This is a genomic window from Delftia tsuruhatensis NBRC 16741 (genome assembly GCF_001571325.1).
In the GTDB taxonomy this organism is placed as follows: Bacteria; Pseudomonadota; Gammaproteobacteria; order Burkholderiales; family Burkholderiaceae_C; genus Comamonas; species Comamonas tsuruhatensis.
This window is the reverse complement of record NZ_BCTO01000063.1, coordinates 33,866-46,378: the sequence shown is the minus strand read 5'-3', so window position 1 is coordinate 46,378 and position 12,513 is coordinate 33,866. Positions and strand designations below refer to the sequence as shown.

The 12,513-nt window shown below is 67.1% G+C and carries 10 protein-coding genes and 1 pseudogene; 6 read left to right on the top strand and 5 right to left on the bottom strand.

The window, feature by feature from the left end; genetic code table 11:
* Positions 1–39: 39 nt before the first annotated feature.
* The gene (locus tag DTS01S_RS25155) at positions 40–759 is read left to right on the top strand and encodes an alpha/beta fold hydrolase (protein WP_026062982.1); all 720 of its coding nucleotides are present in this window, start codon (positions 40–42) and stop codon (positions 757–759) included.
* Between the two features lie 18 nt (positions 760–777).
* On the opposite strand, the gene DTS01S_RS25150 is transcribed toward DTS01S_RS25155, so the two are convergent.
* A complete protein-coding gene (locus tag DTS01S_RS25150) occupies positions 778–2,049 on the bottom strand; it encodes a LysR family transcriptional regulator (RefSeq protein WP_017407688.1) in 1,272 nt (423 codons plus the stop codon).
* Positions 2,050–2,218: 169 nt separating this feature from the next.
* On the opposite strand from DTS01S_RS25150, the gene DTS01S_RS25145 reads away from it, so the two are divergent.
* Positions 2,219–2,671, top strand: coding sequence for a nuclear transport factor 2 family protein (locus DTS01S_RS25145; protein ID WP_017407689.1), 453 nt, complete (start codon positions 2,219–2,221; stop codon positions 2,669–2,671).
* A 116-nt stretch (positions 2,672–2,787) separates the two neighbouring features.
* Positions 2,788–3,966, top strand: a complete 1,179-nt coding sequence (locus DTS01S_RS25140) for a porin (RefSeq protein ID WP_026062983.1) — start codon at positions 2,788–2,790, stop codon at positions 3,964–3,966.
* A gap of 22 nt (positions 3,967–3,988) precedes the next feature.
* Here DTS01S_RS25140 and DTS01S_RS30030 read toward each other — a convergent pair.
* Positions 3,989–4,215 (bottom strand): annotated as a pseudogene (locus DTS01S_RS30030) (IS3 family transposase); the annotation flags it as partial.
* Positions 4,216–4,556: 341 nt separating this feature from the next.
* Between DTS01S_RS30030 and DTS01S_RS25135 the strand changes: the two are divergent.
* Both DTS01S_RS25135 and DTS01S_RS25130 read left to right on the top strand, forming a co-directional pair.
* Entirely contained in the window at positions 4,557–6,419 is a 1,863-nt protein-coding gene (locus DTS01S_RS25135; RefSeq protein ID WP_026062209.1) for a methyl-accepting chemotaxis protein, read from the top strand.
* 49 nt (positions 6,420–6,468) lie between these two features.
* On the top strand, positions 6,469–7,029 hold the full coding sequence (locus tag DTS01S_RS25130; protein WP_016446131.1) for a chemotaxis protein CheW: 561 nt from the start codon (positions 6,469–6,471) through the stop codon (positions 7,027–7,029).
* Positions 7,030–7,135: 106 nt separating this feature from the next.
* On the opposite strand, the gene DTS01S_RS31435 is transcribed toward DTS01S_RS25130, so the two are convergent.
* The 3 genes from DTS01S_RS31435 to DTS01S_RS25115 form a co-directional block, all read right to left on the bottom strand.
* Positions 7,136–9,343 carry an AAA family ATPase gene (locus DTS01S_RS31435; protein ID WP_020379592.1) on the bottom strand — a complete coding sequence of 736 codons (2,208 nt, stop codon included), beginning with the start codon at positions 9,341–9,343 and terminating at the stop codon, positions 7,136–7,138.
* On the bottom strand, positions 9,340–10,590 hold the full coding sequence (locus DTS01S_RS25120; protein ID WP_017404759.1) for a hypothetical protein: 1,251 nt from the start codon (positions 10,588–10,590) through the stop codon (positions 9,340–9,342). The genes DTS01S_RS31435 and DTS01S_RS25120 overlap by 4 nt, the downstream gene beginning before the upstream one ends.
* Positions 10,591–10,738: 148 nt before the next feature.
* On the bottom strand, positions 10,739–11,560 hold the full coding sequence (locus DTS01S_RS25115; RefSeq protein ID WP_017404758.1) for a hypothetical protein: 822 nt from the start codon (positions 11,558–11,560) through the stop codon (positions 10,739–10,741).
* 205 nt (positions 11,561–11,765) lie between these two features.
* On the opposite strand from DTS01S_RS25115, the gene DTS01S_RS25110 reads away from it, so the two are divergent.
* On the top strand, positions 11,766–12,497 hold the full coding sequence (locus tag DTS01S_RS25110; protein ID WP_016453410.1) for a 2OG-Fe(II) oxygenase: 732 nt from the start codon (positions 11,766–11,768) through the stop codon (positions 12,495–12,497).
* The last annotated feature ends 16 nt before the right edge of the window (positions 12,498–12,513 follow it).

Sequence of the window (12,513 nt, the reverse complement as noted above, 5' to 3'; positions counted from 1 at the left end):
GAACACGGCCGTCGGACACCTCATCCTGGAGAACGCAGCATGAGCCGGCCTTGCGTGGTACTTCTGCCGGGCCTGCTGTGCGACGAGACGGTCTGGCACGAGCAGCAGGCGGCCCTGTCCTTTGCCGGTGTTGCCGAGTGCATTGTTCCGTCCTATGGCGCGGCGGCCACCATCGAAGACATGGCGCGCCTGGTGCTGGATGGCGTGGCGGCCGAGCGGTTTTCGCTGGCGGGCCATTCCATGGGCGGGCGCGTGGCCCTGGCCATTGCCGGCATGGCGCCCCAGCGTGTGGAGCGGCTGGCCTTGCTGGACACCGGCATGGACCCCATCGCCCCGGGCGAGGCCGGCGAGAGCGAACGCGCCAAGCGCATGGCGCTCTTGCAGATCGCCCGGCACAGCGGCATGCGCGAGATGGGCCTGCAATGGGCGCGCGGCATGGTGCATCCGGACCGGCTCGATACGCCGCTGTTCAGTGAGGTGCTCGACATGGTGGCGCGCTTCACGCCCGAGGTGTTCGCCGCGCAGATCAATGCCTTGCTGAACCGCCCCGATGCGGGCGATGTGCTCAGGCAGCTGCGCTGCCCGACCCTGCTGGCCTGCGGTCGCCAGGATGCCTGGAGCCCGCTGTCACGCCATGAGCGCATGCAGGCCCTGTGCCCGGGCGCCGAGCTGGTGGTGATCGAGGACAGCGGCCACATGAGCACCATGGAGCAGCCGCAGCAGGTGTCGCGGGCACTGCTCGACTGGATGGGGCGCTGAGCGAGCGCTGCGCTCAGGCTAGGCCGGCGGATCGCCCACGGCCCGCCGGCAGGCCTGCATGAACAGCTCCAGGTCCTGCGATGCCGTGCTCAGCGCACGCGTGGCCAGCCCGATGCGCCTGCGTGTGGAAGGCAGGTCCACAGGCACGATGGACAACTGCCCGCCGTGGTCATCCTGCAGGGCCTGTCCGCGCGAGGCCAGGGCCAGCCGGCCCGTCTGCAGCACAAAGGCCAGCGTCATGGTCGGGCTGCTGGCGCGCAGGCTGGCGCGCGGCGGCTCCAGGCCCTGGCTGCGGAACAGCTGGACCATGGCGCGGTCGGCCGGCGTGCCGGGCAGGGGCGACACCCAGGGCCATTGCAGCAAGTCCTCCAGAACCAGCTGGCCGCGGTCCAGGCAGGCATGGCCGGCCGGTGCCACCACGACCAGGTCATCGTCGAACAGGTGCAGCTGGCGTACCTCATCGGAGGGCATGTCGGCGCGCAGGGCGCCAGCGATGGCGTCGATGTCGGCGCTCAGCAGGTGCTGCACCAGGCTCTCGTAGGTGCCGTCCACGATGCTGACCTCGATGTCCGGGTGGCTGGCGGCCAGGCTGTCGACCGCGCGCGGCAGGAAGATTCCCACCGACAGCGGCAGCACGCCGACCACCACGCGCCCCCGGATCTCGCCGCGCCAGGCGGAAATATCGCTGTCCATGCCGCGCACCTCGGCCAGGGCCAGCTTGACACGGCGCAGCAGCGCTTCGCCGGACGGCGTCAGCCGCGTGCCGAAGGCCAGCTTGTAGAACAGCTGCATGCCCAGACTGGTTTCCAGCCCCTGCAGCGCCGCATGCACGGCGGGCTGCGTCAGGCCCAGCCACTGCGCGGCCAGGGATTCGCTGCCGCAGTCGGCAATGGCCATGAGGGCGCGCAGCTGGCCCGCAGGCACGGTCTCGGCAAAACGCTCGGGCAGGGGAGGGCGCCTGGCCGCCAGCGTGGCGGCGGCCTGGGCGTCGGCCGCGCCGCTGCCCAGGTGCTGGAGCATGGCCTCTATGCGGGCGGCCAGCTGGCTGCCCAGCGGGGTCGGCATCATGCCGCGCGCACCGCGCATGAACAGCGGCATGCCGCAGGCCTCTTCCAGTTGCAGTACCGAACGCGCCACGGCCGGCTGAGAAAGATGCATAGCCTGGGCGGCCCGCGTGGTGCTGCCGTGGCGCACCACGCCCAGCATGGCGCGCATGGCTCGCAAATGGCCTGCCAACTCGGGAAAACGCGAGGGATTGCTGCTGGCCCAGGGGGCAAGGGAAAGGTTCATTGAAAGGCGCTTCGCGGTACGTTGGAAGAACGTGTTTTGATTGTCCCATAAGAAAAACGCATTGATGGCCGGGGCTCCGGCATTGGCCGGATCGATGCCGGCGTGGAATGCTTGGTGCCTGGATCAAGACAGCCCATCGCAGGCTGCGAATTCCGGGGAGACAAGAAACATGAACCATGAAATCGACCGGCTGCTGGCACGCCAGGCCTGCATGGATCTGGTGCTGCGCGCTGCTGCCTTTGCGGATGCCGGTGATGCCCAGGCCCTGGCCTGGCTGTTTGCCGAAGACGGCCAACTGCAACGGCCCGGCGGCGAGGTACTGGGCGGGCGCACGGCCATCGCCGCCGCGTACTCCCGGCGTCCTGCGGGCCGCATGACCCGGCATCTGGTCACCAACACGCTGGTGGAACTGCAAGGCCCGGACCGCGCCAGCGCGCGCAGCCATGTGCTGCTGTGGTCCTGCGACGAGGCCGATGCCATCACGCCGCACGGCCGCCCGGCGCAACCGCGCCAGCTCGTAGGCGAGTTCGATGACGACTTTGGCCGCAGTCCTGAAGGCCGTTGGCTGATCACGCGCCGCGTGGCGCGCTTCGTCATGTACCGGGACCTCCCGGGCGCCTGAAGAGCAGGGCGCCCAGCCGCTTTCTCCCATTTCCCCGTGCCCGCCACTCTCGCCTTTCCCAAGGCGCAGCGTTGCGGCGTGCCGATTCCGCAACGACAACGACAGGAGACACAAGCATGAACCGCACTCTCAAAAGCATTCCCCAACCCCCAGCCAGGCGCCCACTGCGGGCTTGTCTGGCCCGCCTCGCCCCGCTCGCCATGCTGGCAGCAGCAGGCGGCGCCCAGGCCCAGACCGCCTCATCGGTGACGCTGTACGGCCATCTGGACACCGGCATCGAGCACCTGACGAATGTGCAAGGCGGCGGATCGCTGACGCGCATGCCTGGCCTCACGGGAACGGCACCGTCGCGCTGGGGGCTGCGCGGCAGCGAGGATCTGGGCGGCGGCCTGAGCGCCGTCTTTGCGCTGGAGTCAGGCTTTGGCCCGGATGCCGGCACCTTCAACCAGGGCGGGCGGGGCTTCGGGCGCCAGGCCTGGGTGGGGCTGTCCGGAGGCTGGGGCAGTGTCTCGCTGGGGCGCAACTACACCATGCTGTACTGGGCATTGTTCGATGCCGACCTGCTCGGCCCCAACGCCTTCGGCCTGAGCAGCCTGGACAGCTACATCCCCAACACGCGCACCGACAACTCCCTGGCCTACCGGGGACGCTTCGGCGTCTGGAGCCTGGGCGCCGCGTACAGCCTGGGACGCGATGCCGTCAACGCCGGCCCCAGCCCGGCCGGCACCAACTGCGCCGGCGAATCGGCCACGGACAGGCAGGCCTGCCGCCAGTGGTCGGCCATGCTGAAGTACGACACCGCGCCCTGGGGCTTTGCCCTGGCCGTGGACGAGATGCGCGGCGGCGCCGGCGCATTTGCAGGGCTGACGCGCTCGGACCTGAAGGACCGCCGCATCATGCTCAACGGCTATGCCGCGCTGTCACCCACCATCAAGCTGGGCGCCGGCCTCATGCGCCGCGACAACGACGCGGCCCAGGCGGCCTCGGCCAGCAACGGCGCCACGCCGCGCAGCACCCTGGCCTGGGGCGGCCTGTCCTGGTCCCCCAGCGCCGCCGTCGTGGTCGATGGCCAGCTGCAGCAACTGCGCTATGCCCAGGGTGGCGACCGCTCCACTTTGCTGGCCCTGCGCGCCACCTACAGGTTCTCCAAGCGCACGGCGGTCTATGCCCAGGCCGCGCGCATTGACAACGGACAGCGCCTGGCCATCTCGGTCAGCTCGGCCGCAGCCGGCGGCAGCCCGCTGGCGGGCGCATCGCAGACCGGCCTGATGCTGGGCCTGCGCCACTCGTTCTGAAACCGAGGGCAAATACAACAGGCCAGCTGGGCAAGTCGGCAATTTCCTGGCGCAGTTCGGCGAGCAGCCCGGCGTCGTCGCTGGGTGTGCGATGGCTGCGGCCATCGGCCCAGCCTTCACCGCGCCCAGGCAGGTCGCGCACAGGCGAGCGCAATCCACTTTTTCTGCGGCGTACCGCACGGCTTCCTTGAGGATTTCGTTCTTCAAGGTTGTCTTGCCGAGCACGCGCTGCCGCTTGGCTATTTCCGCGCAGACACCGACAGCGGACTCCTTGATATCCGTACATGCCGAGTTGTGGATCGGAGATGTTCTCACGCGCATAAGTAGCAATTTCCTCAAATTGATAGAAAAATTTAATTCATATTTGATTAAATTGATATCTATGATGCAGACATCGGATCAATTTTGGCATTCAATGGCAGCATGTGGCTGCGCCGATCCGGCCAGTTCAGGGTGACGCGGGACAGCGCAGGGCAGGGGGGCTGAAAAGTCGCAAGCCCCATGCTCTGCGCCAAGCCAGGTCAAGCCTGCATGGCGAACTCAACTCCATCGTCCTGGTCGAGGGCGAGAGAACAGTGGAAGGAACAACAATGAGACTCCAGATCAGACAAGCCTACAGTTTTGGTGCCGCTCTCCTGCTGGTTCTTGGCGCGGCCACCATTGGCGCAGCCATCATGAGCAACCGCAGCAGCGCTCTTGCCGACGAAACCGCCGCCAGGCGATACCAGTCCTACCTGCTGGCCGATGAGTTGCGGCAAAGCTCTGACGACCTCACCCGACTGGCGCGCACCTACGTGGCCACCGGTGACGCCAAGTGGGAGAAGCAATACATCGAGATTCTGGATATTCGCAATGGCAAGCTGCCACGGCCTCAGGCCTACGAGCGGATCTATTGGGACTTCCGGGCAGCCGATGCGCAAAACGTGCGTCCTGCAGGCGAAACGGTGCCGCAGCTTGATCTGATGAAGCGGGCCGGCTTTGCAGACAACGAACTCGCCAAGCTGGCCGAAGCCAAGGCCAACTCAGATGATCTGGTGCGCACTGAAACCATCGCCATGAACATGGTGAAGGGCCTCTATGACGACGGCAAAGGTGGGTTCACGCGCCAAGCTGAACCCGACAAGGCCAAGGCTCTGGGGATGATGCACGACTTGGCGTACCACCAGTACAAAGCCAAGATCATGAAACCCGTGGACGAGTTCCTGATTCTTCTCGATGAGCGCACGTCAGCACAGCTGGCCGCAGCCGTGGCGGCGCGGCAGCAATGGTCGAAACTTGCCATGGCCTCGACGGCATTGCTCATCGTGAGCCTGCTCGCCGGGCTCCTTTATCTGCGTCGTCGCACCAGCGCCGTGCTTGGCGACGTCAGTCGTGTGGCATCGGGCATTGCGGCAGGGGAGCTTGATCAGTCGATCAATCTCGGAGTGAGGGGTGAAGAAGGTGACCTGCTGCGCACTATGGGCAGCATGCAGCAGCAATTGTCTAGCGTGGTGGGCGCCATTCGCAGTGGTGCCGACAGCGTGGCGACAGCCAGCTCCGAGATTGCACAGGGCAACCAGGACCTGAGCCAGCGCACCGAAGAGCAAGCCAGTGCCCTGCAACAAACGGCCGCCACGATGGAGGAGTTGGGCACCACCACCCGCAACAACGCCGACAACGCCAAGCAGGCCAATCAACTCGCTCAGGGCGCCTCGGCCGTCGCTGCGCAAGGTGGCGAGGTGGTCGGCAAGGTCGTCACCACGATGCAAGGCATCAGCGACAGCAGCCGCAAGATCGGCGACATCATCGGCGTGATCGACGGCATCGCCTTCCAGACCAACATCTTGGCGCTCAACGCAGCCGTTGAGGCGGCCCGCGCAGGGGAGCAGGGACGCGGCTTCGCTGTCGTGGCGTCTGAAGTGCGCAGCCTCGCGCAGCGCAGCGCTGAGGCTGCCAAGGAAATCAAGGCCCTGATCGGCCGTAGCGTCGAGCAGGTGGAGCAAGGCACCGTGCTGGTGGACGAGGCCGGCAAGACCATGGGCGAGATCGTCGCCTCGATCCAACGCGTGAGTGACATCGTGGCCGAGATTACCTCGGCCAGCGTCGAGCAGAGCTCCGGCATCGGGCAGGTCGGCGAGGCCGTCAGCCAGATGGACCAGGTGACGCAGCAGAACGCGGCGCTTGTGGAAGAGAGCGCTGCCGCCGCAGAGAGCCTGAAGGGCCAGGCCCAGAAACTGGTGCAGGCCGTGGCGGTGTTCAAGCTGTCGCATGAAGGACTTGGAGGCTCGACCCACGCTGCGGCCCCAGCGGCCAACGCTGCTGCCGTCGAGCGTCGCGGCCCGGACCGTGCCAAGAACATCGCCCGGCCGGCATTCAAGGCGAAGGCTGCTGCAGCCCCAGCATCGACCTCTGAGTCGAGCCGGCTCGCTATCGTACCTGCCAAGACCGGCACTGACGACTGGACGTCGTTCTGAGCGCGGCTCGCCGCGCCAGAACCCGCCCCCAATCTCCAAGGAGTCGAAGATGACCGCCATGATTGAAGAGCGCCCAACGGTAGCACCGGTTACAGCGCAGACGACAGCCGCCTCATCAACCCGGGCTGCCAATGCAGTGGCCGCCATGCCCAACGAGTTCCTCAGCTTCCGCCTGGGTGGCGAGGAATACGGCATCGACATCCTGCGGGTACAGGAGATCCGCAGCTACGAGGCTCCCACCCGCATTGCGAACGCACCGCATTTCATCAAGGGAGTGATCAACCTGCGTGGCGTGATCGTGCCCATCGTCGACCTGCGCCTGAAGCTCGGTTGCGAGTCGGCCGAGTACACCGATTTCACCGTCGTCATCGTGCTGAACGTGCGCGGACGGGTCATTGGCGTGGTGGTCGATTCGGTGTCGGACGTTCTGGCGCTGGGCGCGGACAACATCAAGCCGGCGCCCCAGATGAGTGCCTCGGTGGATGCCGGCTACATCATGGGTATGGGATGCTTCAAGAGCGGCGATGTCGAACGCATGCTGATTCTGACCGACATCGAAGCGCTCATGAGCAGCGCCGAGATGGGGTTGATGGAGGCTGCGATGCTTTGATTGATACGATGTATATTATGTTAAATCACAGTTGCGATTAACACTGTCCAAACCCAGGTAAGGCACTCTTCCTGCACCAGGCCTGCCTGTCTTCCGCCTCCTTTTTTCAGCTGTTCAACCCTCTTTCCAGGCTCTCCAGTTCCTGCCTCAACAACAACTCCGTCTCCTGCGGTTCGAACTGGCGTTGCAGCAGCGGGATGGTGAAGACGTAGCGTGCGTCGTGCACGCCGTGGGTTTCATCGCGGCGCAGGACGTAGGCCAGTTGCAGGCGGGCCAGGGATCGGCGCAAGGCCTGGGCCTGGCCGGTGGCGCCGTGGGCCTGGACCAGGGCGTCGAGCGCGGTCAGGCTGGTGTGACCTTGCTGGGCCGTGTGATAGACGGCGATGCGGTCCAGGCGGCAGGCCTGTTCGTCGGTGCTAAGGCGGCCCCAGCCGACCAGCGCATCCTGTACGGGCTGGGATTCCAGCGCCTGGCGCAGGTGGCGCTCTTCGATCACGCGTTCGTCGGGCCCCAGGGCTTGCAGGCATTCCTGGCAGAGGATGGCAACCAGATTGGCCCGCCTGCCGCTGGCCTCGATCAGGCGTTCGGCCAGCGCGTCGTTGGCGTAGCCCACGCGCAGCCTGCGCAGCGGCTCGGTGGCCAGTGCCTGGCAGGCGGATGGCTCCAGGCCACCGATGGCCAGGATGTCGCCGAAGTTGCGCAGCGGCGACTGGTAGTCGAGCAACGCTGCCGCATAGAGATCCCAGAATCCCGCCAGCATGAACCAGCAACGGCCCTCCTCGCTGAGCGCGCGCAAGGCGCTGAGCTGGGGATAGCCGTTGCGGGCCTCATCGCGGAAGAACAGGTCGGCCTCGTCGATCAGCAGGTACAGCCGCCTGCCCTGCGATTGCGACTGCAGGTGTTCGATGATGGCCTCCAGCGGTGTCTCCACGGGCAGGCCGAACTGGGTGGCCAGGCGCGGCGTAAGTCGGTGGTCGCGCAGCGAGAGGTAGTGGCAGGCAATGGACGGATGCTCCTGCAGGCGCCGTTGCACGGCCTTGAGCAGGCTGCTTTTGCCGAGCTGGCGCCCTCCCACGACCAGGTAGTTGGCCGGTTCGCGGTTGAGTACGCGCGCCAGCAGGCGCTCGCGGCCGAAGAACACGTCCTCGCGCGTCACGCCGCCGCGCGTCTGGTAGGGCGAGATGCGCGTGACCTGCAGCTGCGCGGCCAGCAGCCGCAGCAGCACCTGCGCGGGCTCGCCGCCCATCAGCCATTCGGTCTGACCGGGGCTGTCCAGCACTGCGTGCAGATTGGCGCGGTCCTCGGCATGGCGCTGCAGCAGCGGCATGGGCGACTGCGGATGGTGCGGGCTCACGATGAGCACCACATCGCCGCCGGTCTGCAGCAGGCGCAGCTGGCGCACGAGTTCGCCCTCTTCCAGTTCTTCCAGTTGCTCTGGCAGCGCATAGACCAGGCAGCGGCCCAGGGCGATGGGCAGGTCCGGCGGCAGCGTCCATTCGAACATGCCACCGGGCACGGGCCATTCGCCCTCGGCGGTTTTGCAGGTGGCCGACAGTCGTTCGGCCAGGGCGCGCACGCGGGCGGCGGGGCTGGCACCGGCAAGGCGCAGGGCACGCTGCCAGTCGGGCGGGCGTATGCCTGCGGCGCGCAGCACGGCGGACCGCCGGCCGGTGAGCCGCAGCAGCCGGTCCAGCTGGGGAAGATGCTGATACGGCTTGCGGCGCAGGCGCCCGGGCTTGAGCTGCGCCGGGCCTATCAGCGGATGGCGGACCAGCCACAGCAGGGCCAGGCCACCAAAGACCAGGGCGCAGGTCCAGATGATGTTGCGCAGCCAGCCAAAGGGCTCGTGCTCTGGCTGGCCTGGCGAGGGGCTGCAGTTCAGCGGCAGATAGCGTGGCGGGGTGGGTGGCTGGCCGCCCTGGCAGCTCCAGTCCTGGCTGGACATGTTCAGCTGCAGCAGGACCTGGGTTCCTGAGAGCACGCCCATCTGGCTGTCGCGCACGATGTCCGCCTGCAGCACGAAGGGCCTGGGCGAACTCATGCGCACGCGGGGCTCGGCAATCTCCGGTGCCACGCTGGCGATGTCCTGCGGCCAGCTTTCATGCTGGCGCACATGCTCCATCAGGGCCAGGCGCCACAGGATGATTTCGTTCCAGACCCGCCCTGAACTTTCCGCGCCCTGCAGGCTGCCGCGGGTAACGGGGTTGTAGCGGGGCAAAAGTATGGCGGTGCCTATGAACAGCGTGAACAAGGCCAGCAGCGCGGCGCGCCAATAGGATCGGGGCAGCTGCAGAAGGCGGGCCGGGCCGCTCATGCCTGCAGCACCGCCATTGCGGCTTCGCGGGCGATGTCGCAGCGCCAGTGCAGGTAGGCGCCCTCGCCCGCTCCGCGCACCTGCAGCAGGTTGCCCCAGAACAGGCGCCGCAGCACGGCATCTTGCAGATAAGGCCGCGCACGGCCCAGCGATGCCGCATCCACCAGGCTTCGCAATTGATCGCGTGCGGCCGGCTCCTGCGCCAGGGGCAGCAGGGTCTGCCACAGGCGCGCACTGGCCACCAGATGGGCGCGCAGCAGTGGCGAGTGCACGGCAGCGATGCCCACACCCTGCTCCACCAGCCATTGCAGCGCTTCCTCGAAGAGCGCGGGATGCCCGCCCGTCAGGGCCTGCAGCGCCTCGATGACCTCGGCCGGCCAGGCTGTTGCCGGCCAGCGCTGGCGCGCCATCAGGGCCAGGTCTTCCAGCGTGGGGTCGGGCCAGTGCGCCACCTGGCCGATGTTGAGCAGGGACAGATCGCCGCTGCGGTACTTGAGGTCGGCCAGCGCTTCGCTGCCGCACAGCAGCAGGTGCAGGCGGCCGCTGTGCATTTCGCTGAGGCTGCGCAGGATGCCGGCCAGCGTCTCGCGCAGTGCGGCCGTGCCTTGCTCGAAGCGGCTGACCAGGCAGAACAGGCGGCCGCCTGCCAGCAGGCGCTTTTCCAGCAGGGCCTCGAATTCGTAGTCCGAGCCCACCTCGCCCAGCCCGCATTGCCGGCCCAGGGCCGCAAAGTAGTCGGCCGGGGCCGTGCTCACGCTGTACGGCGGCTGGATGTGCAGTACCGCCTCGGCGCCGTACTGGGCGCGGGCACGCAGCAGCAATTCCTGGCGGAACGGGGGCTGCCCCCAGTGCGCGGGAGACAGCAGCATGGTGATGGCATAGGGCGAGGCCTGGGCCAGTTGGGCAAAAAGCCGGTCCATGAAGCCGGCAAAAGGCTGAGCGCCAGCGGCTGGCGCCTGCAGCGGGAACTGCGTGGCAAAGCCGGCGGCGGAGAACAGGCGATTGGTCTCCGCCTCCGTCAGCCGCAGATACTGGGCGCAGGCGGCCAGCCGGTCGCGCGAGCGCGGATTGGGCAGGGAAACCCCATTCCTCCAGTTGTTGACGGCTTCCCGGCTCAGCCCGATCTCGGTGGCCACCCCCGAAGCGCTGGCACGGATGCGGCGCATGTACAGACCCAGAAGATGGCCGAAATCCTCGTGAACGCCTGCGGCCACGGCGGGGCCCTGCTCGATTGCGGTGGGCTGCATCAGCGTTGGCCCTGCTCAAAAAGACGGCGCCTGATGGCGCATGTCCATCCTGCCGTGACGACGGTCGGTATCCACATCCTGTTCACCCTCTCCTGGGACTTTGCCGGATCTTGTGCAATTTGTTTCATTCTGCCGAGCGCGGATTGTCTCAGGATGCCGGGTCGCTGCCGCCCTGCCCCGCGAACTCCCGCCGCGCACTGGCCATCCGGTACAGCGGCAGCACGACCGCCAGTACCAATCCCAGGGCCAGCCAGAGCCACAGGCCCTTTACTCTGAAAGCCAGGGCGGCAACGACGGTGAACGCGACGGCCTCGCACAGTCCGCGAAAGCCTGCCCGCAGCATGAACAGGCCCGCGATGCCGTCCACCGGCGACACGCCGCTCTTGCGCAGGCTGGCCATGGTCTCCAGCAGGGCCTGCACGGACTCCTGGGCCTGGCGATCGCGCTCCTGGTCACGCTCGCGCAGTTGCCTGATGGCCATGGGCTGGGCGGGATTGCTGAGTGAGGTGCCATCGTTGCCCTCTTCCTGCCCCGGGCGCGGATAGACCTCTGCGTCGGGATCGACCAGCACCTGGCGCTCCGGGTAGCGGGCCAGCCAGGCATGGTGGCTGACCCATTGGCCGGCATCGAAGTGATAGCGCTCGCTCTCTCCCACCTGGTCGTAGAAGACATGCAGCACCGCCGCCTGCAGGCCGTGCTGGAACAAGGTCTCCAGCAGCCGCCAGGGCATGCCCGCCGTGGTGCGGGTGTCGAAGCCCAGCTCCAGATGCTGGGGATGGCCCAGGGCGCTGGCATTGCTCCAGTCGTCATCCCACAGCACGGACCGGTCCAGGGCGGGGTCCAGCTCATGGATCCAGCGCTCGGCCTGCTCCCAGGACTGCCGGGCCAGGTACTGGCAGATCAGTTGCACGCGGCGCAGCTGCAGGGGCGTATCGAAGAACAGATAGAGGTGATGGACGTTGCTGGACATGGCGGGCCTGAGGCGTTTGCAGGAATGCCGCGATTGTTCAATTGCAGCTGCCAGCCGGCCCTCCCAGGCCTGTCCAGCACGCGGCTGGCAGGCGCTGCCGCCGGTTGACATTCTGTCCACTGCAAGAAGCGGGATGCAGGCGCTGCTGCGGCGCCCTAGACTGCGGCAATTGCCCACAGCGCCCATGCCGCCAACCGCGCCCGCCATGCACAACCTCCGTCTTTTCGACAACGAAGCTTGCGAATCCGCCCCGCCCTGCCAATGGACGCAGATGGAGCACCAGCTCGACGAGCACGGCTGTGCCCGGCTGCCCGGCCTGCTGGACGCGCAGCAATGCCGTGACCTGGCGGCCCTCTACACCAGGGAAGACGGTTTTCGCTCCCGCATCGTCATGGCCCGCCACGGTTTCGGGCGTGGCGAATACCGGTATTTCGACTACCCCTTGCCACCTCTGCTGCAGCGGCTGCGCGAACAGCTGTATTCCCGCCTGGTGCCGGTAGCCAACCGCTGGAACCAGCGCATGGGGCTGGATGTGCGCTATCCGGACCGGCTGCAGGACTTCCTGGCGCGCTGCCACGCGCACGGCCAGTTGCGGCCCACGCCGCTGATCCTCCAATACGGCGAGGGCGACTACAACTGCCTGCACCAGGATGTCTATGGAGAGCATGTGTTTCCGCTGCAGGTGGTGTTGCTGCTGTCGCGGCCGGGGCAGGACTTTGCGGGCGGCGAATTCGTCATTACCCAGGCAGATGGCGACAGGCAACGGGCCGATGTGATGGCGTTGGACCAGGGCGATGCGCTGGTCCTGGCCGTGCGCCACCGGCCCGTGCCGGGGCGGCGCTCAGGCTACCGCCGCGCGGCCATGCGCCATGGCGTCAGCCGCGTCCGAAGCGGCCATCGCCATACCGTGGGGCTGATCTTTCATGACGCACTCTGATATGACGCACTTTGAT

Excerpts from the sequence above, each read along its gene's own strand:
- DTS01S_RS25150 (WP_017407688.1), bottom strand. The coding sequence starts at position 2,049 with ATGAACCTTTCCCTTGCCCCCTGGGCCAGCAGCAATCCCTCGCGTTTT.
- DTS01S_RS25115 (WP_017404758.1), bottom strand. The coding sequence starts at position 11,560 with ATGTCCAGCAACGTCCATCACCTCTATCTGTTCTTCGATACGCCCCTG.
- DTS01S_RS31435 (WP_020379592.1), bottom strand. The coding sequence starts at position 9,343 with ATGAGCGGCCCGGCCCGCCTTCTGCAGCTGCCCCGATCCTATTGGCGC.
- DTS01S_RS25110 (WP_016453410.1), top strand. The coding sequence starts at position 11,766 with ATGCACAACCTCCGTCTTTTCGACAACGAAGCTTGCGAATCCGCCCCG.
- DTS01S_RS25155 (WP_026062982.1), top strand. The coding sequence starts at position 40 with ATGAGCCGGCCTTGCGTGGTACTTCTGCCGGGCCTGCTGTGCGACGAG.
- DTS01S_RS25120 (WP_017404759.1), bottom strand. The coding sequence starts at position 10,590 with ATGCAGCCCACCGCAATCGAGCAGGGCCCCGCCGTGGCCGCAGGCGTT.
- DTS01S_RS25135 (WP_026062209.1), top strand. The coding sequence starts at position 4,557 with ATGAGACTCCAGATCAGACAAGCCTACAGTTTTGGTGCCGCTCTCCTG.
- DTS01S_RS25140 (WP_026062983.1), top strand. The coding sequence starts at position 2,788 with ATGAACCGCACTCTCAAAAGCATTCCCCAACCCCCAGCCAGGCGCCCA.
- DTS01S_RS25145 (WP_017407689.1), top strand. The coding sequence starts at position 2,219 with ATGAACCATGAAATCGACCGGCTGCTGGCACGCCAGGCCTGCATGGAT.
- DTS01S_RS25130 (WP_016446131.1), top strand. The coding sequence starts at position 6,469 with ATGACCGCCATGATTGAAGAGCGCCCAACGGTAGCACCGGTTACAGCG.